The sequence below is a fragment of the Achromobacter xylosoxidans A8 genome (genome assembly GCF_000165835.1).
Classification (GTDB): domain Bacteria; phylum Pseudomonadota; class Gammaproteobacteria; order Burkholderiales; family Burkholderiaceae_B; genus Achromobacter; species Achromobacter xylosoxidans_B.
This window is the reverse complement of sequence record NC_014640.1, coordinates 5,162,370-5,187,403: the sequence shown is the minus strand read 5'-3', so window position 1 is coordinate 5,187,403 and position 25,034 is coordinate 5,162,370. Positions and strand designations below refer to the sequence as shown.

The 25,034-nt window shown below is 66.6% G+C and carries 25 protein-coding genes; 14 read left to right on the top strand and 11 right to left on the bottom strand.

All coding sequences use genetic code 11. The features are described 5' to 3' along the window. Positions 1-7: 7 nt before the first annotated feature. On the bottom strand, positions 8-1,078 hold the full coding sequence (locus tag AXYL_RS24050) for a glycerol dehydrogenase (protein ID WP_013395473.1): 1,071 nt from the start codon (positions 1,076-1,078) through the stop codon (positions 8-10). 9 nt (positions 1,079-1,087) lie between these two features. Next, complete coding sequence (locus AXYL_RS24045) at positions 1,088-1,792, bottom strand: GntR family transcriptional regulator (protein ID WP_013395472.1); 705 nt, start codon at positions 1,790-1,792, stop codon at positions 1,088-1,090. Positions 1,793-1,920: 128 nt separating this feature from the next. On the opposite strand from AXYL_RS24045, the gene AXYL_RS24040 reads away from it, so the two are divergent. Genes AXYL_RS24040 through AXYL_RS24025 form a run of 4 tightly spaced genes read left to right on the top strand, consistent with a single transcriptional unit; the run spans position 1,921 to position 6,206 of the window. Then, a complete protein-coding gene (locus AXYL_RS24040; RefSeq protein ID WP_041654217.1) occupies positions 1,921-2,778 on the top strand; it encodes a transketolase in 858 nt (285 codons plus the stop codon). Next, positions 2,779-3,765 (top strand): transketolase family protein, encoded by a 987-nt coding sequence (locus AXYL_RS24035; protein ID WP_013395470.1) that lies wholly within the window; start codon positions 2,779-2,781, stop codon positions 3,763-3,765. A gap of 15 nt (positions 3,766-3,780) precedes the next feature. Beyond that, the gene (locus tag AXYL_RS24030) at positions 3,781-4,602 is read left to right on the top strand and encodes a shikimate dehydrogenase family protein (protein ID WP_013395469.1); all 822 of its coding nucleotides are present in this window, start codon (positions 3,781-3,783) and stop codon (positions 4,600-4,602) included. Positions 4,603-4,607: 5 nt separating this feature from the next. After that, positions 4,608-6,206 carry a GMC family oxidoreductase gene (locus AXYL_RS24025; protein ID WP_013395468.1) on the top strand — a complete coding sequence of 533 codons (1,599 nt, stop codon included), beginning with the start codon at positions 4,608-4,610 and terminating at the stop codon, positions 6,204-6,206. 57 nt (positions 6,207-6,263) lie between these two features. Here the strand turns inward: AXYL_RS24025 and AXYL_RS24020 are convergent, their stop codons facing one another. Genes AXYL_RS24020 through AXYL_RS24000 form a run of 5 tightly spaced genes read right to left on the bottom strand, consistent with a single transcriptional unit; the run spans position 6,264 to position 11,059 of the window. Further along, the gene (locus AXYL_RS24020; protein WP_013395467.1) at positions 6,264-7,277 is read right to left on the bottom strand and encodes a proline racemase family protein; all 1,014 of its coding nucleotides are present in this window, start codon (positions 7,275-7,277) and stop codon (positions 6,264-6,266) included. Positions 7,278-7,311: 34 nt separating this feature from the next. Next, positions 7,312-8,103: an ABC transporter permease gene (locus AXYL_RS24015; RefSeq protein WP_013395466.1), complete on the bottom strand. Its 792-nt coding sequence runs from the start codon at positions 8,101-8,103 to the stop codon at positions 7,312-7,314. Further along, positions 8,100-8,948 carry an ABC transporter permease gene (locus AXYL_RS24010; protein ID WP_013395465.1) on the bottom strand — a complete coding sequence of 283 codons (849 nt, stop codon included), beginning with the start codon at positions 8,946-8,948 and terminating at the stop codon, positions 8,100-8,102. The genes AXYL_RS24015 and AXYL_RS24010 overlap by 4 nt, the downstream gene beginning before the upstream one ends. Then, positions 8,945-9,997 carry an ABC transporter ATP-binding protein gene (locus AXYL_RS24005; protein WP_013395464.1) on the bottom strand — a complete coding sequence of 351 codons (1,053 nt, stop codon included), beginning with the start codon at positions 9,995-9,997 and terminating at the stop codon, positions 8,945-8,947. Before AXYL_RS24005 ends, AXYL_RS24010 begins: the two co-directional genes overlap by 4 nt. A 9-nt stretch (positions 9,998-10,006) precedes the next feature. Next, positions 10,007-11,059: an ABC transporter substrate-binding protein gene (locus tag AXYL_RS24000; RefSeq protein WP_013395463.1), complete on the bottom strand. Its 1,053-nt coding sequence runs from the start codon at positions 11,057-11,059 to the stop codon at positions 10,007-10,009. A 139-nt stretch (positions 11,060-11,198) separates the two neighbouring features. On the opposite strand from AXYL_RS24000, the gene AXYL_RS23995 reads away from it, so the two are divergent. The 6 genes from AXYL_RS23995 to AXYL_RS23970 all read left to right on the top strand — a co-directional run bounded on the left by AXYL_RS23995 (position 11,199) and on the right by AXYL_RS23970 (position 15,978). Then, entirely contained in the window at positions 11,199-12,266 is a 1,068-nt protein-coding gene (locus AXYL_RS23995) for a GlxA family transcriptional regulator (protein ID WP_013395462.1), read from the top strand. A 62-nt stretch (positions 12,267-12,328) separates the two neighbouring features. Further along, entirely contained in the window at positions 12,329-13,039 is a 711-nt protein-coding gene (locus tag AXYL_RS23990; RefSeq protein ID WP_013395461.1) for a glutathione S-transferase, read from the top strand. Between the two features lie 182 nt (positions 13,040-13,221). Beyond that, the gene (locus AXYL_RS23985) at positions 13,222-14,658 is read left to right on the top strand and encodes a methyl-accepting chemotaxis protein (protein ID WP_013395460.1); all 1,437 of its coding nucleotides are present in this window, start codon (positions 13,222-13,224) and stop codon (positions 14,656-14,658) included. 105 nt (positions 14,659-14,763) lie between these two features. Further along, the gene (locus AXYL_RS23980; protein WP_013395459.1) at positions 14,764-14,988 is read left to right on the top strand and encodes a DUF1653 domain-containing protein; all 225 of its coding nucleotides are present in this window, start codon (positions 14,764-14,766) and stop codon (positions 14,986-14,988) included. Positions 14,989-15,073: 85 nt separating this feature from the next. Beyond that, the gene (locus tag AXYL_RS23975; RefSeq protein WP_319946456.1) at positions 15,074-15,616 is read left to right on the top strand and encodes a 3'-5' exonuclease; all 543 of its coding nucleotides are present in this window, start codon (positions 15,074-15,076) and stop codon (positions 15,614-15,616) included. Positions 15,617-15,618: 2 nt separating this feature from the next. Next, positions 15,619-15,978 carry a nucleotide pyrophosphohydrolase gene (locus AXYL_RS23970; protein ID WP_013395457.1) on the top strand — a complete coding sequence of 120 codons (360 nt, stop codon included), beginning with the start codon at positions 15,619-15,621 and terminating at the stop codon, positions 15,976-15,978. A 30-nt stretch (positions 15,979-16,008) separates the two neighbouring features. Here the strand turns inward: AXYL_RS23970 and AXYL_RS23965 are convergent, their stop codons facing one another. Next, positions 16,009-16,299, bottom strand: coding sequence for an antibiotic biosynthesis monooxygenase family protein (locus AXYL_RS23965; protein ID WP_013395456.1), 291 nt, complete (start codon positions 16,297-16,299; stop codon positions 16,009-16,011). A 455-nt stretch (positions 16,300-16,754) separates the two neighbouring features. Here AXYL_RS23965 and AXYL_RS23960 point away from each other — a divergent pair, with 455 nt between their 5' ends. Beyond that, entirely contained in the window at positions 16,755-17,219 is a 465-nt protein-coding gene (locus tag AXYL_RS23960) for a hypothetical protein (RefSeq protein WP_013395455.1), read from the top strand. A gap of 44 nt (positions 17,220-17,263) precedes the next feature. Next, positions 17,264-17,932: a hypothetical protein gene (locus AXYL_RS23955; protein WP_013395454.1), complete on the top strand. Its 669-nt coding sequence runs from the start codon at positions 17,264-17,266 to the stop codon at positions 17,930-17,932. Positions 17,933-17,987: 55 nt separating this feature from the next. Here AXYL_RS23955 and AXYL_RS23950 read toward each other — a convergent pair whose 3' ends face one another. Both AXYL_RS23950 and AXYL_RS23945 read right to left on the bottom strand, forming a co-directional pair. Further along, positions 17,988-20,393: a DUF3772 domain-containing protein gene (locus tag AXYL_RS23950; protein WP_013395453.1), complete on the bottom strand. Its 2,406-nt coding sequence runs from the start codon at positions 20,391-20,393 to the stop codon at positions 17,988-17,990. A gap of 233 nt (positions 20,394-20,626) precedes the next feature. Next, entirely contained in the window at positions 20,627-21,547 is a 921-nt protein-coding gene (locus AXYL_RS23945; protein WP_013395452.1) for a LysR family transcriptional regulator, read from the bottom strand. A 240-nt stretch (positions 21,548-21,787) separates the two neighbouring features. Between AXYL_RS23945 and AXYL_RS23940 the strand changes: the two genes are divergently transcribed. After that, on the top strand, positions 21,788-23,305 hold the full coding sequence (locus AXYL_RS23940) for an acetyl-CoA hydrolase/transferase family protein (RefSeq protein WP_013395451.1): 1,518 nt from the start codon (positions 21,788-21,790) through the stop codon (positions 23,303-23,305). 131 nt (positions 23,306-23,436) lie between these two features. On the opposite strand, the gene AXYL_RS23935 is transcribed toward AXYL_RS23940, so the two are convergent. Further along, entirely contained in the window at positions 23,437-24,381 is a 945-nt protein-coding gene (locus AXYL_RS23935; RefSeq protein ID WP_041654212.1) for a LysR substrate-binding domain-containing protein, read from the bottom strand. Between the two features lie 121 nt (positions 24,382-24,502). Here AXYL_RS23935 and AXYL_RS35355 point away from each other — a divergent pair, with 121 nt between their 5' ends. After that, positions 24,503-24,808: a hypothetical protein gene (locus tag AXYL_RS35355; RefSeq protein ID WP_237709933.1), complete on the top strand. Its 306-nt coding sequence runs from the start codon at positions 24,503-24,505 to the stop codon at positions 24,806-24,808. Positions 24,809-25,034: the final 226 nt, after the last annotated feature.

The following is a 25,034-nucleotide window of genomic DNA, read 5'->3' as shown; positions in this document are numbered from 1 at the left end:
CTGCCTGTCAGGCGTAACGGCGCAGCGCGGCGGCCAAGGTATCGGTGTCGAGCGCGCGGTCGAAGTTGGCGGCGTGGCGGGCCTTCAGGCTCAGCTCCGCGGCCAGGTGCAGTTCCGCGTCGTCCGGCATGTCGGCCGCGCCCAGTTCGCGCAAGGTCGTGGGCAAGCCCACTTGTTCATACCAGCGGGTCAGTTCGGCCAGCATGCCGTCCGTCCGGTTTTCCAGGTCCAGCTGCACCAGCAGGCCGACGGCCACCTGCAGGCCGTGCGGCGCGCTCGCCACGCCGCTGATCTTGGGCAGCCCGCGCGTCAGCGCGTGGGCGATGGACAGGCCGCCGCTTTCGAAACCGAGGCCGCTCATGAGGATCATCGCTTCCACCACGCGTTCGAAGGCCGGCGTGGGCTGGCCGCTACCGGCCGCGACAACAGCGTCCACGCCGTCGGCCAGCAGGGTGCGCAGGCAGCCGTCGGCGATGAACTGGGCAGCGAGGGGCGGCGCGCCGTCATACATGTTCTTGCCGCCATTGCGGGCGCACTGCTCGGCCTCGAACTTTTTCGAGACCGCATCGCCCAGGCCGGCGCGGAAGAAGTGCGCCGGCGCGGTGGCGATGACGGCCGTGTCCACCAGCACCATGGTGGGGTTGAACAGCATGTGCTCCACCGCCAGGAGATTGTGATGGGCGTCGTACAGGACGTAGTTCTTGCTGGTAGGCGCGTCGTTGGAGGCAACGGTGGGCACGGTGATGAGATGGCAGTGCGAGGACTTGGCCACCGCCTTGCCCGCGTCCAGCGACTTGCCGCCGCCCACCGCGATCACCATGTCGATGCCGGCCGGCGCGGCCTGCGCGCGCAACTGCGTGATCACGGCCGGCGTCAGGTCGCCTTCGACGATCAGCGGTATCAGCGACACGTTTTGCGCCGCGCACAAGGCTTCGATTCTTGGCCCCAGCACGCCATGCACGTAGCTGTCGATGACCAGGGCGGCCCGGCGGCCGAACAGGGCGGCGTACTCGCCCAGGGTGTCCAGGGCGCCGGCGCCCTGAATGTAGCGGTAGGGCGCGCCAAAAATCTTCAGCATGGGTTGTTCCTATTTGCGGGCAGCGGGAGGGCGGTAGTCGAGTTCCTTTTCGCGCTCGACCAGCCAGTCGATCATGATCTTGCCGCCCCAGACCAGGTCGGCCTGGATGGCTTGCCTGGCCGCTTCGGAGTCGCGCGCTTCCAGGGCTTCCAGCACGGCCTCGTGGCGGTGCTCGTTCTGCGAGTAATCCAGCCCCGAGGTCTTGACGTGGAACACCTTGAGGATGGGGCCGGTGATCACCCAGAACGATTCCACCGTGGCGCGCAGGATGGGCTTGTTGCTGGCTTCCAGGATGGCGAAGTGGAACTTGCGGTTCAGATAGCTGGCGCGCTTGGGATCGCTGGAAGTGCAGGAGATGAAATCCCGTTGCAGCGCGATCAGGTTGTCCAGCTGCTTGCGCGTGATGTTCTGGGCGGCCTCGGCCGCGCCCATGCCTTCCAGGTGGAAACGGATCTGCTGGATTTCGCGCAGTTTTTCCGAATTGACGTAAGGCACGTAGACCGCGGTGGCCGCCTGCATTTCCAGGCCCTGCTCGCTGATCAGCCGGAAGATCGCTTCGCGCACGGGCGTGATGGAGACGCCCATTTCCTGGGCCAGTTCGCCAATGATCAGGCGTTCGCCGGGTTCGTACTGCCCGTTGATCAGGGCATTGCGGATTTCGTTGTAGACCCTGACGGAGAGGTTCTCTTTCTTTACCGGTTTGAGGCTGGACATGACAGGGCTCAGGCTTGCTGTATTGATGGGGGCGGGTGGATTCGGGATGAATTCTATCCCGCCATGGCAAATTCGAGCGCGATGGGTATATTATATATCATATATCCTAACAGCGAAAAGGAAGCGCCATGAGCAGTGACAGGGAGGCCCCTACCGAAGGGGAGGTCGGGATGCTGCGGGAAAAGGCCCGCCACATCCGGCTGGAGACCATCAGGCTGATCGAAATCGCCAAGGTCGGGCATTACAGCTCGGTGTTCTCGTGCGCGGAAATCTTCGCCGCGCTGTACTACGACGTGATGCGCCTGCGGCCGGGCGAACCGCAGTGGCCCGACCGCGACCGCTTCCTGATGGGCAAGGGCCATGCCGCCGTGGGCCTCTTTCCGGTGCTGGCCGACCACGGCTTCATAGACCGCGAACTGCTGGACGGCTACACCCGCCTGGGCAGTCCGCTGGGCGACCATCCCGACATGAGCAAGGTGCCGGGCGTGGATTTCAGCTCGGGCTCCATCGGCCACGCGCTGTCCAATGGCGTGGGCATGGCGGTGGGCGGGCGCATGAGCGGACGCGACTTCAACGTCTTCGTGCTGCTGGGGGACGGCGAGATGCAGGAAGGCCAGGTCTGGGAGGCCGCGCTGTTCGCCGCGCACAACCGCCTGTCGCGCCTGGTCGCCATCATCGACCGCAACGGCTACCAGCTGGACGGCAAGGTCGACGACGTCATGGGCGTGGAGTCTCTGAAGGAAAAATGGCAGGCCTTCGGCTGGGAAGTGCACGAAGTGGATGGCCATAACCTGGCGGAGTTGACCGCCTTGCTGCGCCGCCTGCGCGCGGACGAGGCGCGCGCCAAGCCGGCCTGCGTGATCGCGAAGACCATCAAGGGCAAAGGCGTGTCCTATATGGAAACCGAGCCGGGCTGGCACCTGGGCTACCTTGCGCCGCAAGACGCGCAAAGCGCTGTCGACGAAATCCTTTCCCGCGAGATTTGAATGGCACAGGCACAAGTCCTCTCTCCCGACTCCTGGCAGTACCGCGCCCTGAACGCGGTGAATCCCGGGCTGTCCTATCTTTCCGACGCGCTGATTGAATTGGCGCAGGCGGGACACCCCGTGGTGGCAGGCTCGGCCGACCTGCAGTATTCCAACGGCCTGAATCGTTTTGCGCAGGCCTACCCCGACCGCTACGTCCAGTTCGGCATTTCCGAGCAGAACATGGTGTCGGCGGCCGCTGGGCTGGCGACCACGGGCATGATGCCCTTCGTCGCGACCTTCGCGTCCTTCCTGGGCCTCCTGTGCTGCGAACAGATCCGCATGGACGTGGCCTATACCAAACTGCCGGTGCGCCTGATCGGCCACCATACCGGCATCAGCCTGGGCTTTTACGGCACCTCGCACCACGCCACGGAAGACATTTCGACGATGCGTGCTTTGGCCGGCCTGACGGTGGTCTCGCCCGCCGACGGTCCGCAGCTGGCGTCCGCCATCAAGGCTTCGGCGGATTGGCCCGAACCGATCTACTTCCGCATCGGCCGCGGCCGCGATCCGCAGGTCTATGAAGACGGCACGCCTTTCGAATTCGGCCGCGCCATCGTCCATTCCAACGGCTCGGACCTGAACATCATCGCCTGCGGCATCACCGTGCACGCGGCCCTGGCCGCGGCCGAACAACTGCGCGGCGAGGGCCTGTCGGTGGGCGTGATCGACATGCCCACCATCAAGCCCCTGGACCGCGACGCCGTGCTGGCCGCGGCGGGCAAGTCCCGCCAGCTGATGACGGTGGAAGAGCACAACGTGCTGGGCGGACTGGGTTCGGCCGTGGCCGAGGTCCTGGCGGACGCGGGCACGGGCACGCGCCTGCGCCGTCACGGCATCTACGATGAATACAGCCTGATCGCGCCGCCCACCACCCTGTATGCGCATTACAAGCTGGACGCCGCCGGCATCGCCGAGGTCGCGCGCGCCACGCTCCAGCCCTGAAACACGGAGACAAGCATGAAGGAAATCACCGGAACCACGCGCCTGTTCGGCATCCTGGCCGATCCCATCCACCACGTGAAGACGCCGCAGCGCATGAACGAGCATTTCGCCGCCATCGGTTTCGACGGCGTGTGCGTGCCGTTCCACGCCCGGCCGGACAACCTGGCGGAGGTGGTGGCAGGCCTGCGGCGGCTGGAAAACCTGGGCGGCGTCATCGTCACCGTTCCGCACAAGACCGCCATCCTGGACCTGGTGGACGACGCCACTCCCGTGGCGCGCAAGATCGGCGCGGCCAATGTGGTGCGGCGCGAGGCCGACGGCAAGCTGGTGGCGCACATGCTGGATGGCGAAGGCTTCGTGCGCGGCTTGCGGAGCGCGGGCGTGTCGCCCGAGGGCAAGAGCGCCTACCTGGCGGGGGCGGGCGGCGCGGCCAATGCCATAGGCTTCGCACTGGTGCAGGCCGGCGTGGCGCGGCTGACCATCGCCAACCGCACCACGGCCAAGGCCGAGGATCTGAAGGCGCGCATCCTGTCGCTGCATCCCGATGCCCGGATCGACGTGGGGACGGCCGACCCGTCGGGGCATGACCTGGTGGTCAACGGCACCTCGCTGGGCATGAAGCCGGAGGACGCGCTGCCGCTGGACGCCAGCCGGCTGACGCCGGACCAACTGGTCTGCGAAGTCATCATGCAGCCCAAGGACACCGCCTTGCTGTTGGCGGCGCAGGCCCGCGGCTGCAAGGTGCATTACGGCGCGCCGATGCTGGCCTGCCAGATCGAGCTGATGGCGCAGATGCTGGGCGTGGCAGCGGACCTGCCGACCGGCACAGGACGCTGACCCGCATGAGCGACTACGACTTCATCATCGCCGGGGGCGGCACGGCGGGCTGCATCCTGGCCAACCGCCTGAGCGCCGACGGCAAGCATCGCGTGCTGATGCTGGAGGCCGGCCACGAAGCCCGCAGCATGTGGATCTCCATTCCGGCGGGCTTTTCCAAGCTGCTGGTGAATCCGGAATACAACTGGCGTTTTGCCACCGAGCCGGAAGACAACGTCCATGGCCGCACCATCGCCGTGCCGCGCGGCAAGGGCGTGGGCGGTTCGACCTTGATAAACGGCATGATCTACGTCCGCGGCCAGCCGCAGGATTACGACGGCTGGGAGGCGGCCGGCGCCACCGGCTGGGGCTACAACCAGGCCGAGCGCGTCTTCCGCAAGATCGAATGCTATGAACCCGGCGATGGCAGCCGCGGCAAGAACGGCCCCATGCACCTGGAAGAGGTGGCCGAACGCTTTCCCATCGCAGATGCCTTCTTGCGGGCGGCGCAGGAAGACGGGCAGCCCTTGAACCCCGATTACAACGGTGGCAGCCAGGAAGGCGTGGGCTACTACCAGGTGCTGCAGCACCGGGGCAGGCGCTGGAGCGTGGTGGACGGCTACCTGAAACCGGCCGCCGGCCGCAAGAATCTCAGCGTGGAATGCGGCGCGCACGTGACCCGGCTGGTGTTCGAGGGCAAGCGCTGCGTGGGCGTGGCCTATCGCAAGAACGGGCAGGAACACATCGTGCGCGCGCGGCGAGAGACGCTGCTGTGCATGGGCGCGGTGCAGTCGCCGCAGTTGCTGGAGTTGTCCGGCATCGGCAACCCGGCCTTGCTGCAATCGTTCGGCATTGCGCCGGTGCTGGCGCAGCCGCAGGTGGGGGAGAACTACATCGACCACTTTGCCACGCGCATGAACTGGCGGGTGAAGGACACGGTGACGTTGAACGAGATGTCGCGCGGCTGGCGCCTGGCGCAGCAGGTGGCGCGCTACTACGCCAGCCACAAGGGCATCCTGACCCTGGGCACGGGGCTGGTGCACGGCTTCGTGAAAAGCGCGCCGGACCTGCCCGCGCCCGACGTGCAGTACTTCTTCGTGCACGCCAGCTACGCCAACGCGGCCGAACGCATCCTGGACCGGCATCCGGGCATGACGATAGGCGTGGCGCAGCTGCGGCCCGAATCGGTCGGATCCATCCACATCAAGTCGGCGGACCCGCAGGCCGGGCCCGCGATCCGCCCCAACTTTCTGTCCGCCCAGGTGGACCGCGACAGCCTGGTGGGCGGCATGCAAGTGGCCCGGCGCATCGTCGGCCAGCCGGCCATGCGGCGTTACGTGGAATCCGAGATCAGCCCAGGCGCGGCGGTGGACAGCTACGACGAATGGCTGGACTTCGCGCGGCGCAATGGGCAGACCATTTATCACCCGATAGGCACCTGCCGCATGGGTTCGGACCCCGCCGCCGTCACCGACGTGCGGCTGCGCGTGAACGGCTTGTCGGGCCTGCGCGTGGTGGATGCCTCGGTGATGCCGAAGATGGTCTCCGGCAACACCCAGGCCGCCGTCATGATGGTGGCCGAGCGCGGCGCGGAGATGATCCTGGAGGATGCGGCGCGAGCGTAGCCGCGCCTGGCTTGGACAAAGGCGCACGGACCAATTGGCTCCGTGCGCCTTTGCCCCTCAGCGGATGAGGAATCCGGCGCCAACGGGGTCGTTCTTGTCGATCACCCAGCGCGCCGTGCCCAGGATGCTGGCCGTGCCCTTGACCGTTGGGCGCACGGCGCGGGTGCCGTTCAGATCGACTTCACCCAGCAGGCAGCCCTCGAACACGCCGCTGCCCAGCAGGCCTTCCGACTTGATCGGCTGGTTCAGGCCCATCTTGCCGCGCGCCTCGAACATGGCCATCATCGCGCTGGTGCCGGTGCCGCCGGGCGAGCGGTCCAGCTGGCCGGCGCTGAACACGTGCACGTTCTTGTAGAACGCGCCCTCGATGGTCGGCTGGTGCCAGAAGGTGATGAAGTTCAGGTTGTTGATGTGGGCCTCGGTCGGATGCTGGATGCGTTGGCGGGCGTTGAGCTGGTCGCGCACGATCAGGCCCATGCGCGACAGCTCGGTGCCGTTGTCCGGCGAAATGCGCAGGTCGCAGCCGGACAGGTCGACGATGCCGAAGTAGTTGCCGCCCCAGACGATGTCGGCGGACAGCTTGCCGTAGCCCGGCAGCTCCACCGGGATGTCCTGCGCGGCTACATAGGCGGGCACGTTCTCGAAGCGGGTCCACAGCACGTTGTCGCCTTCGGACGCCACTTCCGACACCACCAGGCCGGCGGTGGTCTCAAAGCGGATCTTGGTGATGCCGTCCTTGCCGCGCGGCACCAGGCCGTGGGCCACCATGGCCATGCTGACCGCGATGGTGCCGTGGCCGCACATGTGCGAATACTCGGTGCCGTCGATGTAGATCAGGCCGGCGTCGAACTCCGGGCTGGACGGCGGGGTCAGGAACACGCCGAACATGTCCTTGTGGCCGCGCGGCTCGCGCATCAGCGCCTTGCGCAGCCAGTCGTAGTTCTGTTCAAGGAAGGCGCGCTTCTCCAGGATGGTGGAGCCGGCGGGGTAGGGGATGCCGCTATGCACGATGCACAGGGGCTCGCCTTCGGTATGGGTATAGATGACATCGAACGCGTCTTGCTTGCGCATGACTGTGGCTCCAGACAAGTAAGGTAGGGAAAAGTTATTTGCCGCGTTCGGACAGCATGTCCAGCCCGACGGTCAAATCCAGGATGACGATGGCGATCACCGCAACCACGATCGTGGCGCCCGATACGGCTGCGATGGTCGGATCTATCGTGTATTGCACGTAGTTGAAGAGCTTCACGGGGATGGTGTTGAGGTCCGCCGTGGTGTTGAAAATGGACAACTCCACGTTGATCCACGAAGAGATGAAGGCGAAGATCGAACCGGTGACGATGCCCGGCCGGATCTGCGGCAGCACCACCAGGAAGAAGGTCGTCCAGGGATTCGCACCCAGGTCCGCCGAAGCTTCCTCCAGGGCGCGCTGCTCCGGCGTCAGCAAGGTCAGCGTGGACCGCAGCACGAAGGGCGCGATGATGACGATGTGCCCGATCAGCAGCGACAGGAAGCTGCGCGTCAGGCCGAAGTACGCGCCGTACTGCAACAGCGCCGCGCCCAGCACGATGTGGGGCAGCACCAGCGGCGACATCAGCACCGAGGTCAGCGCGGCCTTGCCCGGGAACTCGTAGCGCGCCACAGCCAGCGCGGCGGGCACCGTCAGCAGCACGGCCGCGGCCGTGGCGGCCAGGGCCAGCACCGTGCTGGTCGTGAACGCGGCGACATAGCCGGCTTCGATCAGCAGGGTGCGGTACCAGTCCAGCGTGAAGCCCTTGGGCGGAAACGCCAGATAAGGCGTGGCCGTGAACGAGGAGCCCAGGATCACCACTAGCGGCAGGGCCAGGTAGGCCAGCACGCCCAGGGCGATCAGGCGGATCAGGTTGCGGGCGATCATCGCGCGGCTCCCGGCAGGACGGCGGCGCGGTTGGCCAGCGCCACCAATATCAAGGTGAACACCAGCAGCACCATGCTCAGCGCGCCGCCGTAATGGAAGTCGAACACCGTGCTGTACTGCTGGAAGATCAGCATCGACAGCACCGACACGCGGCCGCCCGACAGCAGGGCCGGCGTGACGTAGGCGCTGACGGCCAGGGTGAAGACCATGATGGCGCCGGACACCACGCCGGGCAGGGTCAGCGGCCAGGTGATGTGGAAGAAGGTGGCCGCGGGGCTGGCGCCCAGGTCGGCCGAGGCCTGCTCGCAGGCCGGATCGACCCGCGCCAGCGCATTGCCCACCGCCAGCACCACGAAGGGCAGCAGCACGTAGACCATGCCGATCAGGATGCCCAGCTCGGTGCCGATGAAGCGCACCGGGCGATCGGCGGCGCCCACGCCCACCAGCGCCTGGTTGACCAGGCCGTTGCGGCCCAGCAGCACCATCCAGCCGAAGGCGCGCACGATGTTGCTGGTGAACAGCGGCACCACCAGCAGGATGACGCAGAAGCGCCGCCAGGCCTGCCAGCGCACCACCCGCACCAGATACCAGGCCAGCGGATAGCCCAGGAGCACGCAGGCGACGGTAGTGAAGAGCGCCAGCCGGAAGGTCACCAGGATCACGTCCCAGTGGTACTGGTCGCCCAGCACGCGCAAGTATTGCTGCGGGGTGAAGCTCAGGCCGTCAGGCCCGCCGGTGATGCTGGCCAGCGCCACCACCGCCAGCGGCGCCAGGAAGAAGGCCGCGAAGAACAGCACGGGAGCCGCCAGCAGCACGCAGGGCGAACGCCAGGCGCGCATGCTCATGGCTGTTCACCGATCAGGTGCAGGTGTTCCGCCGCGAATGCCAGGCGCGCCGCTGCGCCCGGGCCCAGGCCGGACGGCGCGATGCCGCCGTGGCGCGCCACCAGGACCTGTCCGCCGATGTCCACGTGGATCATGCAATGGCTGCCCACGTTGATGACGTCGGTGACCGTGCCGCTCAGGGCCGTGGCCGCCGATGCATCGGCCAGGCGCAGGTCCTCGGGCCGCAGAACCGCGACGCCACGCGCGGGCGCGGTCTTGCCCGGGAGCCGCACGCGCAGGCCTTGGGCATCCATCTGCAGTGCATCGCCGTCGATGGCCGTGAACGGCATGAGGTTGGCGTCGCCGATGAACTCCGCCACGAAGCGCGTGGCGGGATGCCGGTAGATTTCCGTCCCGCCGCCCACCTGTTCGATCTTGCCCGCATGCATGACGACCACCCGGTCGGCCATGGTCATGGCTTCTTCCTGGTCGTGCGTGACGAAGATGAAGGCGATGCCCAGCTTGGCCTGCAGGTGCTTGAGCTCCAGCTGCATGCGCTTGCGCAGTTTCAGGTCCAGCGCCGACAGCGGTTCGTCCAGCAACAGCAGCTTGGGCTGGTTCACGATGGCGCGCGCCAACGCCACGCGCTGCTGCTGGCCGCCGGACATTTCGCGCGGATAGCGCGGGCCGAAGTCCGCCAGCCCCACCATGTCCAGCGCGGCGCGCGCGCGCCCGGCCGCGTCCTGCTTCGACGCGCCCTGGCGTCGCGGACCATAGGCCACGTTTTCCAGCACGCTCATGTGGGGAAACAGCGCGTAGTTCTGGAACACGGTATTCAGCGGCCGCTGGTGCGCGGCCAGGCGGCTGATGTCCTGGCCTTCGATCAGGATGCGGCCGGCTTCGGGCCGAAGGAATCCGGCGATCGAGCGCAGCAGGGTGGTCTTGCCGCAGCCGCTGGGACCGAGCAAGGCCACGAACTCTCCCTGCTGGATCTCCAGGTCGATGCGGTCCAGCGCCTGGTAGGCGCCAAAGCGCATCGATACGCCTTCGATGGTGAGCAAAGCGGACATGTTCTATCCCTAGCGCTTGCGGGCAACCTGGCGGTTCCAGGCGTCCGTGACCTCGGCGCGGCGGCTGTTGATGAGGTTCCAGTCGAACAGGCTCAGGTTCTTGACCGAGCCGTCCGCGCCCCAGGGCAGCTTGCGGGCCACGTCCTTGGACACCTGCACGTCCTTGACGGCGGGCCCCAGGTACAGGCGCGTGGCCAGGCAGGCGGCGGCATCCGGCGTGAGCGCGGTGTCGATGAACTTCTGCGCGGCGGCCTTGTTCGGCGCGTTCTTCACCAGATGCAGGCGCGCATCCGTGGCCCAGGCGCCTTCCTTGGGCACGGCGAAGCCGATGGGCAGGCCCTTGTCGATCAAGTCCCAGGCGCCCACGTTGAAGTGCGCGCCGATGATGGCCTCGCCGCTCTGGTAGGCGTTGGTGGCCGCGCCCGAACTGTCGAAGAACAGCGCGGTGTCCAGCGACGCCAGCTTGGCGTACAGCGGCGCCAGATTGGACGGGTCGACGGAGAACACCCGCGCCAGGAAGAAGATGAACGGCACGCCCGACGAGTTCGCCGGCGAGGGAATGGCGACGGCGCCCGCGTACTCGGGCTTCCACAGGTCCTTCCAGCTGGTGGGCGGTTGCGGCACTTCCTTGGTGTTGTAGGCGATGCCCAGCGAGTAGTAGCCGGTGCTGACGGCGTAGGCGCCAGCGCCATTGCGGTACACGCCCTGGTCGATGACGTTCTTCAGGTTGGGGATGCCGGCGGGATCCAGCGCGTCCAGCACGCCCGCTTCGGCGGCCAGTTCGCTGATGCCGCCGTCCATCCAGGCCACGTCTATGGTGGGCGCGCCCTTCTGCTGTTGCAGCTTGGCCAGCGTGGTGGTGGACGTGCCGACTTCCGGCACCACGGCCACGCCGGTCGCCTTGGTGTAGGGCTCGGCCACGCAGGCGCGGAACGCATCGCCCCAGTTGCCGCCGTACCAGGCGACCGTGATCTTCTGTTGCTGGGCCAGCGCCTGGCCTGCGAGCAGCAGGCCGGTTCCCAGCAAGGCGGCGCGGATCGCGCTGCGGGTAGGTGTTGCCATGTCGGATTCCCCTTGTCGATTTATCGGCCCGTTGCGACTGCGCCGGCGGGCGCGGCAGCACGGTGCCATAGATGCATCTTGGGCGATCCCCGGGAAAACCAGCTTGAAGGCCTGGGACAAAAACTTGAATAATTGCGACATGGAAACCGCTACACCCGCCGCGGCGCCGTCTTTCTCCTATGACGACGAGTTCAGCGGCCTGCCTCAGGGGAAACCCGCACTGACCGTAGGCATCGTGCTGCTGGACCAGTTCACGCTGGCCGCCTTTGCCGGATTGGTGGACGTGTTGCGGCTGGCGGGCGACCACGGCGGACGCAGCCGCCAGATCCATACCGCCTGGCGCGTCATGAGCTGGGATGGCAAGCCGCGCTGCTGCAGCGCGGGCCTGACCATAGATGTGGCCGACGGCCTGCCCGAGGACCCGACCCAGTTCGACTATGTGGCGGTTTGCGGCGGCAACGACTACTTCAACGGCCGCCTGCCCGAACCTTTGCGCGACTGGCTGCGGCTGGCGGCGGCGCAGCGCGTGCGGCTGCTGGGCATATGCACTGGCACCTTCGCGCTGGCGCAGGCGGACGTCATCGGGCCGCGCACGGTCTGCGTGCACTGGAACGTCCTGGACACCTTCCGCGAGCGCTTTCCGCAAGCCCGCGCGGTGGTGGACCGACTGTTCGTGGACGAAGGCGACCTGATTTCCTGCGCCGGCTCCACGGCTGCAATCGACCTGGCGCTGTACCTGGTGGCCCGCCATTGCGGGCGCGACAAGGCGCAGCAGGCGATGCGGCACATGATGCTGCAAGGCGTGCGCCCGGGGCGCGTGCCGCAAGCGCACTTCCGCACGGATCTGTCGGGCATCCAGGACCTGCGCGTGCGCCAGGCCGCGCACTTCATCGAACAGCGCATCGACAACCCGCCGCCGCTGGACGCGATCGCGCGCTACGTCGGCGTGGGGCGCAGGCAGCTGGAGCGCGCCTTCCGCCTGGCGACGGGCATGTCGCCCATGGCGTTCCAGCGGCAGTTGCGGCTGGAATACGGCAGTTGGCTGCTCTTGAACAATCCCAGCAGCATCACGCAGATCGCGCTGGATTGCGGCTTTGCCGACGGCGCGCATTTCTCGCGTGACTTCCGCGCGCATTTCGGCCAGTCGCCGCGCCAGTATCAGCAGGCGGCGGATCGCGACAGCGGCGTCAGCGTGTTTCCCGCCTAGGGCCCGTGCACGGCTCGTTCCGGAGCAGGCGGGTCCTGGGCGTATCAACGGAAGGAGACGACATGACCTATGACCTTTGGTATTGGGACGGCATACCCGGGCGCGGCGAGTTCGTGCGCTTGGCCCTGGAGGCTGGCGGCATCCCCTATCGCGAATGCGCGCGCCAGCCGGGCGCGGATGAAGGCACGCTGGTCGCGGACCTGAGCGCGGAGCGCAAGCATCCGCCGTTCGCGCCGCCCTATCTGGTGGCGGGCAAGATGACGCTGGCACAGACCGCCAACATCCTGCTGTTCCTGGGCGAAAAGCACGGCTTGGCGCCGGACTCGCTGGAAGGGCGGCTGTGGGTGAACCAATTGCAGCTCACCATCGCCGACATGGTGGCCGAAGCGCACGATACGCATCATCCAATATCCGCCAGCGAATACTACGAAGACCAGAAGGTCGAGGCCGCGCGCCGCGCACGCAGCTTCCGGGAAGAACGGATGCCCAAGTTCCTGGGTTACTTCGAACGCGTGCTGGGCGGCGAGCAAGCATGGCTGGCGGGCGGCAGGCGCTGGACCTATGCTGACCTGTCCTTGTTCCAGCTGGTCGATGGCCTGCTCTTCGCCTTCCCCAAGCGCATGGCCACCCTGGCCGTGCGCTATCCGAACGTCATGGCGCTGCATGCGCGCGTGGCGTCGCTGCCGGCATTGCAGCCTTACTTCGAAAGCGGCAGGCGCTTGCCTTTCGGAGAAGGAATCTTTCGCCAATATCGCGAATTGGACGCCGCTTGAGTCGGGATAAACCCTGGTGTTGCTGGATGCCGATTTTTTTGAGGAGTCTCTTGAAAATCTTGAGACCTACTCATTTTTAAGATTAAATGTTTGCAAATTGTTAGATAAATATATCCATTTGTCTCGCGGCAGATAGGTCGAACGGCATCAAACCACCCGGGTTCCGGGTAGGAGACGTCACGATGAAATGGATTACCCTCAGCCAACTGCTGCGCATGGACCGCGGCATGCAGAAGGCCGACATGCTCGGGCAGATCGCTGCGATCCACAACGCCCAGGCCGTCATCGAGTTCGACCTGGACGGCCACGTCCTGGCGGCGAACCCGAACTTCCTGCACACCATGGGCTACGCGCTGGACGAGATCGAGGGGCGGCACCACCGCATGTTCGTCGATCCGGCAGAGGGCGCATCGGCCGGCTATGCGGAATTCTGGAGCCGCCTGCGGCAGGGCGGCCGCGATGCCGGGCGCTATCGCCGGATCCGCAAGGACGGCAGCGACGTCTGGCTGCAAGCCTCCTACAACCCGATCCTCGACCGCCACGGCAGGCTGGTCAAAGTGGTGAAGTACGCCGTCGACATCACCGAGCAACAGCAGCGGCAGGCGGACGTGGAAGGCCAGTTGGCGGCGATCTCCAAGGTGCAGGCCATCATCGAGTTCGAACTCGACGGCACCATCATCCGCGCCAACGACCTGTTCCTGGACGCCGTGGGGTATCGCGCGGACGAGATCCAGGGGCGGCACCACAGCATGTTCGTCCCGCCGGAAGAGGCGCGCGGTCAGGCGTACAAGGAATTCTGGCGCAGGCTGCGCAATGGCAAGCACGACACCGGGCAGTATCTGCGCCTCGGCAAGGGCGGACGCCAGGTCTGGATCGAAGCCAGCTACAACCCGATCTTCGACGCCGAGGGCCGCCCGGTGAAAGTCGTCAAGTACGCCACCGACATCACGCGGCGCTTTACCGCCGCCCAGACCCTGCGCGTCGCGGTCCAGGGCCTGACCGAAAACGCCGAGCGCGCGGGCCAGGCCAATACGCTGGCGCAGGACGCCTGTCGCGTGGCCGAGCAGGGCGGCCATACGGTGCAGGAAGTGGTGCAGACCATGGGCGGCATCACCCAGAGTTCGCGGCGCATCTCGGAAATCATCGGGGTGATGGACGGCATCGCGTTCCAGACCAATATCCTGGCGCTGAACGCCGCGGTCGAGGCCGCGCGCGCCGGCCCGCACGGCAAAGGCTTCGCTGTCGTGGCGTCGGAGGTCCGCAGCCTGGCGCAGAACAGCGCGGCAGCGGCCAAGGAAATCAAGGACCTGATCACGTCCTCGGTGCAGCAGGTCGAGAGCGGGGCGCGCCAGGTTCAGTCGGCCGGCACGACCATGGACGATATCGTCGCGTCGTCGCGCCGCGTGACTGAAATCATGGCGGAGGTGGTGGAGGTGTCGCTGGCCCAGTCCGCCCGGCTGGGCGAGGTCACCGAGGACATCACGCAGCGGGCCGGCGAGCCTGCGCGCACCGCGCCGCCAACCGCCGCGGTCAGGCCCGTGGCGCCAGCCCTGCGGGCTAGGCCGGCGGCCAATGGACCGCTGCAACCGCAGGCCGAGCGGCAATACGTGCGCTACTGAGCCGGCGCTGCCGGCCCGATGCGCTATAAAGACGGTATTGATCTGAACCCGCAGGCCCGGGCAGGAGCCATTCCGCCCGGGCCGCGCCATTTGCGGCTACCGTCCATGACCGAATCCGAAGCACTGGCTCTCGCCTCACACCGCCATTACAAGGGCGGCCTCTACCTCTATGTGGGCACCGCCCGCCACTCCGAAACCGAGGAGTCCCTGGTCGTCTACGAACACCTGTGGCCGCACGAGCGCGGCCTGTGGGTGCGTCCGGCGGACATGTTCTTCGGCCAGTTGCCCGATGGCGCGCCGCGCTTTGCGCCGTTGCGGCCGGCGGAGTAAGGCTGTGACGTACTTCTATCGCCGGCCGCGCGCGAGCGGCGCCTCTCCCGTCCGGGCGGCGGGCGGCAACGCGGGCGCGGAGGCCCTGGCCGCGGCGCTGCAGGCATTGCGCGGCCCGTTCATCGTGGCCGACCTGGAAACCACCGGCCTGTCCACCGCGACCTGCGAGATCCTGGAGTTCGCGGCGGTGCGCGTGGGCGAGGCGGGGGCGCTGGAGCGCGAGTACACGCAAGTCGTGCGTACCCGCGGTCCGGTGCCGTCCTTCATCAGCCGGCTGACCGGCATCACGCAGGCCGAAGTCGACCGCGATGGCGTGCCGGTGGTGCAGGCGTTTTCCTCCTTCCTGGATTTCGTGGAAGACCTGCCTGTGTTTTTCCACAATGCGTCGTTCGACCGGCGCTTCCTGGGTGCGGCGGCGGACCAGACCGGCCTGCCATTCGCCAATTCCACCCATTGCACCCTGGCGCTGGCGCGGCGCGCCTGGCCGGAGCTGCCCTCGCACAAGCTGGAAATCCTGGCGCGCCATGTGGGCGCTTCCGATCCCACCCACCGCGCGCTGGCCGACGTGCGCACGACCGTGGCGGTGGCGCTGGCCGCCAGTTCCCGCCTGGCCGCGGGCCAGGAGTAGCCATGTCCGACCTGGAACAGATCCGGCTGGCCGTGCGCCGCTTTACCGAAGAGCGGGAGTGGCAGCCGTTCCACACGCCCAAGAACCTGGCGATGGCGCTGGCCGGAGAGGCGGGCGAACTCGTGTCCCTGTTCCAATGGCTGAGCGAGGCCGAGTCGCGCCAGATGCCGCCCGAAAAGCTGGCGGATGCCGCGGACGAAATCGCGGATGTGCAGATGTACCTGGTGGCCCTGGCCGATCAGCTCGGCGTCAACATCGCCGATGCGGTCGCGGGCAAGATGGTCAAGAATGCGCGGAAATACCCGGCGGATCGTTTTCGCGGCAGCGCGCGCAAGTACGACGATCCGCCTGAACAGTCCTGACCCGCGCGCGATGCGGCCAGGTTGGCCGCGTCAAATCACTTTTTGCTCGTGATGCACTTGGGGCGGTTCGACAAAGAAGCCCGCCACCAGCTTGCGCCATTCCTGGAAATCGCCGGATTCGCGGAAGTCCACCATGTGGTTTTCGACGGTTTCCCAATCCACCACCAGCGTGTAGCGCTGCGGCTGCTCGATGCTGCGGTACAGCTCCATGCCGTGGCAGCCGCGGGCCCGCAGGAACAGCGGCTTCGCTTGCGCGACGCCTGCCTCGAACAGCGCTTCCTGCCCTTCGCGGACATGGATGCTGGCAATTTCCTGGATCATGTTCTGGTCTCCAAACAGATGAGGCCGGGTAGCGCCCGGCTGGCCGCCGTAGTATGGCTGAAAATCCCGGGCCAGGCGCGCAGCGGGCCTCGCCGCTTCGGTTGTGCGCGTTAGGGAGCTTGCCCGAGGCGGTCCGCCTTATTCCCATCCATAAAGTTGAAGCCGGACGCGCACGGCGCACAGCCAGCGCGTTTTTCCTCGTCCATACGCAGGGTCGCCGCGCAAGATTGCCGCAAATCTGGCCGATTGTTTTACAGCCCGGGATCGTCCATCGGGATTCGGTCGCCCGTTTAGGCGATATCGACTTGCCTAGGACGGCGCAATCATTCCGTACCAATACGAAAGTCCCACGCCTTTCGTCATTGTCCAGGCGTGGCGCTGAGCGGTAACGGTCCGCGCCGGTCGGTCGCCGGTAAATCGTGAATCCGTGCATGCACGGAGCAGGAGGAGCTGAAATGAAAAAGCTCATAGCAGTCGCCGCGTTGTCCTTGTTCGCTGTTTCGGCTTATGCGGACCCTGGTGGATCAATCACGGGCCACGCCGGCGCAATCAATGGCACCGCATCATCCATTTCCACAGGCAGCTCCGTGGCCGCCACCCAGATCAACGGCTACGGTTCATCCACCCAGGTATCGTTCGGCATGACGGGTGGCGTTGCGGAAGTGGGCGGCAGCTTCAGCCGCGATGGCACGCAAGTGGTCACCAGCACGCGCCAGTACGCCAACAGCGATTCGTACGGCCACGTGTCGGGCAACGCGCCCATCATGGTGGGCGACAGCATCGCCAATGGCGGCGCCACGTTCGCCAAGACGGATACCAGCGCTTCGGCGACGGGCTCCTTCCATGCGGTGAATGTGGGTGCATTCGGGTCGATACATGGCATCGGTCCGGTGGGCCATGTCGGCGGTTTCAATCACTGACCCAGTTATCCGGACGGCTCCGGCCGTCCGGGCGAGGGGACATCATGAAGACTATAGTGCTTGCCATTTCCCTGTCGCTGGCGGCGTTTTCCGCCGGCGCCCAGACCAGCAGTTCCAATGCGACGACATCGGCGTCGTCGGGATCGACCAACGCCGGCAACAATCAGGGCATCACGCTCAACTCCAATAACAGCGGGTCCAGCACGCTGCGCAGCGTGCCGCCGCTGGGCGGACAGAGTTTCTACGGTTCGTTCTCTTCCGACAGCTGCATGGTTTCGGCGGGCGGCGGCGGCGCCGTGGTCGGCTTCGGCCTGAACGTCGCGATCCCGATCGAGGATCAGAAGTGCAGCCTGCGACGCAACTTCGAGCGAACCATGCAGGCGGCCGCCTCGACCAAGGACGCGGACCGTTCGCGCCGCCTGGAAACCGCGGCCATCGACATTCTGTGCCAGACCGACGACCGCACCAAGGCGGCGCTGGTGGCGCAGGGACTGTGCACCAATCCTGCCTTGACGACCGCGGATCACCGTTTCGACAGCAACGCGGTGGCGCAGGTGGCGCCTTCGGGGCCGGTCCTGGCTGACCGCCCCGCGCCGCCGCAACCGCCGGCGCCCGAGGCGCGGGCCTATCCAGTGCGCAGCGTGCAGAGCGCCGCGCTGGCGGCGCCGCCGTTGCGCAACCGGACCTACACCGATCTGTACACGCCGGGCTGATGCGGAAGTCCTGCCGGTCCCTGGCGGGGCGGGATGGCGGCAGGATGTGGCGGCTTCAGGACTGGGTCGGCGGCGCGACGGCGAGGGGCGCCGCTGCCGGCGGCGCTGAAGCCAGCAGCATGGTGGGCGGCGACGACACCTCCAGGCCGGCGTCATGCAGGCGCTTGAGCAGAGTGAACAGCAAGGCGCTGCGCACGCCGTAGGCTGCCCGCGGCGACGACACGTAACCCTTGGCGTTGAAGACCAGGTTGCCGCCCTCGATGCCGTCCAGGAAGACGTTCGGCGCGGGCGCGTCCAGCACGTCCTCGTGGTCCGAGAAAGCCTGCAGGATCAATTCGCGCACCTGTTCCGCGTCGGTCGACAGCGGCAGCGGCAGCTTGATCTGCACCAGCCCCAGCGGATTCGAGCGGGTCACGTTGCGCACGGTCTTGGTGACGAACTCCGAGTTCGGCACGATCACCGTGGAGCGGTCTCCCATCTGGATTTCCGTGGCACGCACGTTGATGCGCAGGATGTCGCCCTCGACCCCGCCCAGCGATACCCAGTCGCCCACCTTGACCGGACGCTCGGCCAGCAGGATCAGGCCGGACACGAAGTTCTGCACCACCGCCTGCAAGCCAAAACCGATACCCACGGACAGCGCGCTCGCGATCCACGCCACGCGTTCCAGGCCGAAGCCGGCGGCCGACAGCGCCAGCGCCACCGCTGTGACGAAACCGGCATAGCCGAACAGCGTGGCGGCCGACAACTGCATGCCCGGATCCAGCTCGGTCGTGGGCAGGTAGCGGTTGGACAGCCAGCGCTTGAGCATCTTCACGGCCAGCAGCGACAGCGCCAGCACCAGCAGCGCCTGCAGGACCGCGCCCGGACGGATCTGGGCTTCACCGATGGCCAGTCCCTTGCGCAGCTGGTCGAAGCGCTGCAACAGGTCCATCGGCGCTTCGCCGAAGGGCGCCAGCAGCAGGATCACGGCCAGCAGGCCGACCGCCACGCGGCCGACGCCCGACAGCAGCACGGCCGCCTGGTCGCGCATGCTGGGCGCTTCGTGTTCGCCGCCGTCGCGGTGCGAGGTGCCCAGCAGCGTGCTGAAGCCGTCCTCGATCAGCGTGGACAACAGATAGGCCGAGGCCAGCACGATCAGCACCCACAGCACCTGCTTGACCATGAAGCTGCCGAACGCCACGTAGCCGGCCAGCAAGCTGGCCAGGCTCAGGATCAGCACGGTCCAGACCGAGGTCAGCAGCAGCGACACCCAGAACGGGATCGGGGCCTCGCTTTCCTGCATGGCCTGGCGCCGCAGCCGGCGGCTGATGGCCAGCACCGCGCCTATCGTCGCCATGGTCAGCACGGCGACGATGCCGGTCAGCGTGATGGTGGTGGTCAGGCTGGCGTTCAGCAGCACCGGCAGGCGCTCGGCCAGCCAGATCATCACCACCAGAACGCCCAACACGCCGGGCAGCCAGCGCAGCCGCAGCGCCACGGCGTCGCTGATGGGCGGCAGGCGCCACGACGGCCGGTTCGCGGACAGCAGCGCATAGCCCAGGCCGGACACGTAGCCGCCGAAACAAACCGTCGCCACCAGGTTCGCGAGCAGCGACGAGGTGTTGTCGCTCAGCTGCGAATCCCAGTCCAGGCCGATATGGATCAAGAGCGCGATGACGCCCGGCGTGGCCACGGCCAGCACCAGATGCGTGACCGCAAGAAAGGAACGGCGCAAGCGCCCGGGCGGGACGCGCGTGGCGGTTATCCGCAGCAGCACCCGGCCGATGGCGACGCGCAAGGCGATGGTCAGCGCGATCGCCGCGCCCAGCAGCAGCCAGCCCCATTTCGGCGTCTGGCCGACCGCGGTCGCCAGGTCGTCGCGCAGGGCTTCCAGGCGTTCCAGGTCGCGCGGGAACTCCTCTCGGAACTCGGTCCAGAATTGGCCGGACAGGAAGGAGTCGCGCCGCTCGCCCAGGCGCGCCTGGAACTGCTTGCGCCGTTGCGCCGAGATCTGCTCCGCGGTTTGTCCGGCGTCCACGGACAGCAGCCGGGCCAGCTTGATCTGCGCGTCCAGCGCGCGGCTGTTCTTATCCAGCTGCATGCGTTGCGCGGCCACGTCGGACGCTTCCTTGACGCCTTCGGGCGGAGTGCCCAGCTCGCTCAGCCGGGCCGTTACGCTGGCCAGCTGCGGCGTCAGGGCCTCGGCGGCGGCGTCGGCCTTGGACTGGATGTCCAGCGCATCGCCGCGTTGTTTGACCAGGGTGGCGTCGTCGGTTTCGTCGGCGACGCGCTTGCGGATGTCATCGATCTGCTTGCGCGCGGCCGCCAGCGTCGCTTCGGTGTCGGCCGGGGTAGGCGGCGCTGCGGCGTGGGCCGGTAGCAGGAAAAGCGCCAGCAGCAGCGCCGCCATCAGCGCCACCAAGGCGGAGTAGCGGGCGCGGCGGGACCGGGCGGGCAGGGTAAGGGAAGTCTGTGTCATGTTTCTTGGGCGAGTCGCTCGCATCGAGGCGGGAGCATAGCAAGGCGCCGCCCCATCCGTTGCAACAAAAACGAGCGCTGCGGCCCTATTTTTGACAGCACGATCAAACACCGGAATGACAGCCTGAAGCGGGGGTAGAAACAGGGCCGGATGGGCGGAGCATTCACCCTGCGAGGCCCAGAGGCCGGCAGCTTTGGCAAAGCATGTTTACCTGGCCTACGTTTGGATTCAACTCAACCAGGCAGGTTGGCGCGCACGGCGCCTTTTTTCGGTTTCCCGAGCACCGTATCGCACACCTCCAGCCAGGCGCGGGCGGCATACGACAGATAGCCGGATTGCTGCCAGATATGGCCGACTTCCCACTGCATGCCGGATTTGGCCAGTTTCGCGGTGCTCAAGCCGCGCGTTTTCATGCGCAGCATCAGCGGTTCGGGCAGCAGCGCCACACCCAGGCCCGCCGAGGCCATCGCCACCAGGAAATCCCAATGCGCGCTCTGCGCGGCGATGCCGGGTTGAAATCCGGCATCCGCAAAGGCCTGCCGCAAGCGGCGGGTCATGGCGAAGTCGTCCGTGGGGATCAGCAGGCGCGCATCGCGCAACGCGGCGAGCGGGAACGAGGTCTTGCCGGCCCAGGGCGCGTCGGGGGGGCCTATCACCCAGATCGGGTAGCTGCCGAAGGGCTGGGCCGCCAGGCCGCTGTCCGGCGCGATCGGCAGAATGGTCGCGCCCACTTCCAGTTCGCCGCTGGCGACCAGCCCCTCCACGGCCTGGCCGGTGCCTTCGCGCAGCGTCAGGTGGATGCCGGGATGCAGTTCGCGGAAGCGCTTGACCACAGGCGTGAACAGCAGGTTGATCATGGGCGGAATGCCGACCTCCAACGCGCCGCGGCGCAAGTCGGCCGTCTGGCGCAGTTCTTCCGATAGTTGGCGCATCGTTTCCAGCACCTGCAGGCCGCGCTGGTACATGACCCGGCCCGTGTCGGTGGGGCGGGCCGTATGGCCGTCGCGGATCAGCAGCGGCGTGCCGGCCTCTTCTTCCAGCTGGCGGATCATCTTGCTCACCGTCGACTGCGTCACGAACAGTGTCTTGGCCGCCTGCGTGAAGCTGGCATGCCTGACGGTTTCGACGAAGTACCGCAACGCGCGCACGTCCATGGACCGGAATTCCCCCGCGCGATGCGCGCAAAACATTCAAACGATGAAAAAAGCGACTGATCTGGATGATTTTAAGTCATTACGAGATTTGAGCCGGCCTTCCTATACTGCCGAAAATTCGTTCCCGGACCGCTTCGAGTCGGCCCAGGAACCTCGGGAAACGCCGCGTCAGACGGCGCCTGGGCGCATGGCGGCAATGCCGCGCCCCGCCGCACGTAGGCCCTTGAATCTGGAGACACCATGCATCTCGACCGTATCCGCCACCCTGGGCTGCGCGCCAAGATCACTTCCGCCGATCAGGCGGCTTTGCTGGTTAAGGACGGCATGACCGTCGGAATGAGCGGCTTCACCCGCGCGGGCGACTGTAAGTCGGTGCCGGCGGCGCTGGCGGCCCGCGCCGAGCGCGAACCGCTCTCCATCACCCTGATTACCGGCGCGTCGCTGGGCCACGATACGGACAAGATGCTGGCGCAAGCCAATGCGCTGGCGCGCCGCATGCCGTTCCAGGTCGACACGACCCTGCGCCGCAAGATCAACCAGGGCGAAATCGCCTTCATCGACCAGCACCTGTCCGAGACCGTCGAGCAGTTGCGCGCGGGCCATATCGGCCCCATCAACGTCGCCATCATCGAGGCCGCCGCCATCACCGAGACCGGCGCCATCGTGCCGACCATGTCGGTGGGCAACTCCGCCTCCTTCGCGCAGCAGGCGGACGTCATCATCATCGAGCTGAACATGGGCGTGCCGGCCGCCATCGAAGGCCTGCACGACATCTACGTGCCCGAAGCCCGTCCGGCGCGCCAGCCCATCGGCCTGGTTTCGCCCGACCAGCGCATCGGCCAGTCCTGCATCGAAGTCGACCCGGCCAAGATTGCCGCCATCGTCATCACGCAGGAACCGGACAGCCCGTCCAACGCCTTGCCGCCCGACGAGGAAACCAATGCCATCGCCGGCCACATCAACGCCTTCCTGCGCCGCGAGGTCGACGCCGGCCGCCTGACCAATGAATTGCTGCCGCTGCAGGCCGGCATCGGCACCATCGCCAACGCCGTGCTGCATGGCTTCGAGTCCTCGAGCTTCGAGAACCTGACGATGTACTCCGAGGTACTGCAGGACAGCGCCATCGAACTGCTGGACCAGGGCAAGCTCGCGTTCGCGTCGGCCTCTTCGATCACGGTGTCCAAGCCGGTCTACGAAAAGATCCTGGCCAATATGGAGCACTACCGCGAGCGCATCGTGCTGCGTCCGCAAGAGATCAGCAACGCGCCCGAGATCGTGCGCCGCCTGGGCATCATCGCCATCAACACCGCGCTGGAATTCGATCTCTACGGCAATGTGAATTCCACGCACGTGGGCGGCACGCACATGATGAACGGCATCGGCGGCTCGGGCGACTTCGCCCGCAACGCGCACCTGGCGATCTTCGTGTCCAAGTCCATGGCCAAGAACGGCGACATCTCCAGCGTGGTACCCATGGTGTCCCATGTGGACCATACCGAGCACGACGTGGACGTGCTGGTCACCGAATGCGGCCTCGCCGACCTGCGCGGCCTGGCGCCTCGCGAACGCGCGCGCGCAGTCATCCAGAATTGCGTGCACCCATCCTACCGCGAGGCCTTGCAGGACTATTTCGACCGCGCTTGCGAGCGCGGCGGCCAGACGCCGCATCTGCTGGAGGAAGCGTACTCCTGGCACCAGCGCTTCAACGAAACCGATACGATGCGGCCGGCCAAGCCGGCTGCGCGCAAGGTGGCCTGAGGTCCGCCGCCACCTGAGGCTGCTGCCGCCGCGGCGTCTGCCGGGTCAGGCGTGCGTAGCGTATCCCGGCCTGCGGATCGTGGTTTCCGCTGGCGCCGCGATTGGGTAGAGGTAAAGCAGCAGATGCTGCTTTACCTTTTTTTTGCCTGCGGCTTCTTGCGGGGGCCGGACTTGGGGGCGCTCAGATTTTCGCGCGACATCTCCAGCTCGTCGCGCAGCCACTGCTTCAGTTCCACCAGCGGCGCCCAGTCGCGCCGACTGGGCCGATAGACCAGGTGGTAGGTCTGCGCCTGCTCATACTCGATGCTGATGGGCGACAGCTGCACCAGCCGGCCCGAGCACAGCGCGTCCGCGGCCAGCAGTTGGCGGCCCAGGGTGATGCCCAGCCCTTGCTCGGCGGCCTGCATCATCATGCCGGCATCGTTGAAGGAGGCCACCGGCGTGATGGGCGTGTTCAGTCCAGCGGCGTTGAACCAGGTCTGCCAGAGCTCGCGCTCGCCAAGCAAAGGCTGGCGCGCCAGCGTCTGCGGCGAATTGTCGGGGAGCGCTGCCGCGGTTTCCGGCGACGCCAGGACTATCAAGGGCAGGGGCGTGTCGAACAAAGGTTCCGACTCCACGCCCGCCCAGGGACCGCGCCCAAAACGCAGCGCCGCGTGAAAGCCGTCTCGCAGCAGATCCACCACTTGCTGGGAAGTCTCGATCTCCAGCGTCAGGCCCGGATTGCGCTCGCGCCACCGCGCCATGCGAGGTAGCAGCCAGCGCTGCGCGAAGGACGGCAGCACCGAAACGCGCAAACGCTGCTCGCTGCCCGAGGCCGCGGCCGATGCCGCCATCGTGCCTTCATCCAGTAGAGCCATGGCGCCTTGCACACTGCACAAAAGCGCGGCGCCGGCTGAATTCAGGACGATGCCGCGGCCGCTGCGCTCGAACAGAGGAAAGCCCAACTGGGTTTCCAGCACCTTGATCTGCTGGCTGACGGCGCTGTGGGTGAGGTGCAGCCGTTCGGCTGCGGCGCGCAGATTCTGCAGCTCGGCCACGGCTCGGAAGGCGGGGAGGGTACTGAGTGGCAGGCGCATGGCTGGGATCGGGGTGAGAGATTGGTCATCATAGCTTACCGATATCCCCAAAACAATTCGATTTTCAGCCGAACATTGGGCGACTACGCTTACCAAAGTGCATAAATACCTGGAGCCCATCATGTCTGCACAGCTTTGCACCCCGTCTTCTCCGCCCTTGGCCGGGGCCTCTTGGGATCGTCAACCCGCTGCGGCCATGCCAGTCGGCGCGCCGTCCGCCGAGCTGGCGCCGCCCCGCCTTGGATTCTTTGCCATGCTCGCGGCGGCTTATCGCAAGCGTCGCAATGAAACGCGGCTGCGTCATCTTGCCGCCGACCTGGATGAGCACATGCTGCAGGATCTGGGCGCTCCCAACTGGTTGATGAACGAAGCCGCAGTCAAGCGCGACCTGGCGCGGCTTCGCGACGTGGACTATCTCCGCTGGTAGGCGCGCGCGCCCGTGATGGGCGGCTCGGCGTTCCTTCTTTTCCCGCCGCGGCCCCGTCCTCTCTATATATAGACCTATATATAGAGAGGACGGGGCCGCGTGCTTGCCGGGGGAGGCGTGTCTTGTCCGCTATCTATATATAGGCAGCATCGCGTGGCGGAAAAGGGCAGGTGTCAGAGCCGCGACTAGAACAAATATTTTGGCTGCGCGTCATGACAGGCGAAAA

Bases quoted from the DNA above. Each gene is read 5' to 3' on its own strand.
- AXYL_RS23965 (WP_013395456.1), bottom strand. From the start codon at position 16,299: ATGATCCAGGAAATTGCCAGCATCCATGTCCGCGAAGGGCAGGAAGCG.
- AXYL_RS23980 (WP_013395459.1), top strand. From the start codon at position 14,764: ATGACCGAATCCGAAGCACTGGCTCTCGCCTCACACCGCCATTACAAG.
- AXYL_RS24015 (WP_013395466.1), bottom strand. From the start codon at position 8,103: ATGATCGCCCGCAACCTGATCCGCCTGATCGCCCTGGGCGTGCTGGCC.
- AXYL_RS23935 (WP_041654212.1), bottom strand. From the start codon at position 24,381: ATGCGCCTGCCACTCAGTACCCTCCCCGCCTTCCGAGCCGTGGCCGAG.
- AXYL_RS24035 (WP_013395470.1), top strand. From the start codon at position 2,779: ATGGCACAGGCACAAGTCCTCTCTCCCGACTCCTGGCAGTACCGCGCC.
- AXYL_RS23995 (WP_013395462.1), top strand. From the start codon at position 11,199: ATGGAAACCGCTACACCCGCCGCGGCGCCGTCTTTCTCCTATGACGAC.
- AXYL_RS23945 (WP_013395452.1), bottom strand. From the start codon at position 21,547: ATGGACGTGCGCGCGTTGCGGTACTTCGTCGAAACCGTCAGGCATGCC.
- AXYL_RS24005 (WP_013395464.1), bottom strand. From the start codon at position 9,997: ATGTCCGCTTTGCTCACCATCGAAGGCGTATCGATGCGCTTTGGCGCC.
- AXYL_RS24000 (WP_013395463.1), bottom strand. From the start codon at position 11,059: ATGGCAACACCTACCCGCAGCGCGATCCGCGCCGCCTTGCTGGGAACC.
- AXYL_RS24045 (WP_013395472.1), bottom strand. From the start codon at position 1,792: ATGTCCAGCCTCAAACCGGTAAAGAAAGAGAACCTCTCCGTCAGGGTC.
- AXYL_RS23950 (WP_013395453.1), bottom strand. From the start codon at position 20,393: ATGACACAGACTTCCCTTACCCTGCCCGCCCGGTCCCGCCGCGCCCGC.
- AXYL_RS23960 (WP_013395455.1), top strand. From the start codon at position 16,755: ATGAAAAAGCTCATAGCAGTCGCCGCGTTGTCCTTGTTCGCTGTTTCG.
- AXYL_RS23990 (WP_013395461.1), top strand. From the start codon at position 12,329: ATGACCTATGACCTTTGGTATTGGGACGGCATACCCGGGCGCGGCGAG.
- AXYL_RS23940 (WP_013395451.1), top strand. From the start codon at position 21,788: ATGCATCTCGACCGTATCCGCCACCCTGGGCTGCGCGCCAAGATCACT.
- AXYL_RS24040 (WP_041654217.1), top strand. From the start codon at position 1,921: ATGAGCAGTGACAGGGAGGCCCCTACCGAAGGGGAGGTCGGGATGCTG.
- AXYL_RS23955 (WP_013395454.1), top strand. From the start codon at position 17,264: ATGAAGACTATAGTGCTTGCCATTTCCCTGTCGCTGGCGGCGTTTTCC.
- AXYL_RS23970 (WP_013395457.1), top strand. From the start codon at position 15,619: ATGTCCGACCTGGAACAGATCCGGCTGGCCGTGCGCCGCTTTACCGAA.
- AXYL_RS23985 (WP_013395460.1), top strand. From the start codon at position 13,222: ATGAAATGGATTACCCTCAGCCAACTGCTGCGCATGGACCGCGGCATG.
- AXYL_RS24010 (WP_013395465.1), bottom strand. From the start codon at position 8,948: ATGAGCATGCGCGCCTGGCGTTCGCCCTGCGTGCTGCTGGCGGCTCCC.
- AXYL_RS24030 (WP_013395469.1), top strand. From the start codon at position 3,781: ATGAAGGAAATCACCGGAACCACGCGCCTGTTCGGCATCCTGGCCGAT.
- AXYL_RS35355 (WP_237709933.1), top strand. From the start codon at position 24,503: ATGTCTGCACAGCTTTGCACCCCGTCTTCTCCGCCCTTGGCCGGGGCC.
- AXYL_RS24025 (WP_013395468.1), top strand. From the start codon at position 4,608: ATGAGCGACTACGACTTCATCATCGCCGGGGGCGGCACGGCGGGCTGC.
- AXYL_RS24020 (WP_013395467.1), bottom strand. From the start codon at position 7,277: ATGCGCAAGCAAGACGCGTTCGATGTCATCTATACCCATACCGAAGGC.
- AXYL_RS24050 (WP_013395473.1), bottom strand. From the start codon at position 1,078: ATGCTGAAGATTTTTGGCGCGCCCTACCGCTACATTCAGGGCGCCGGC.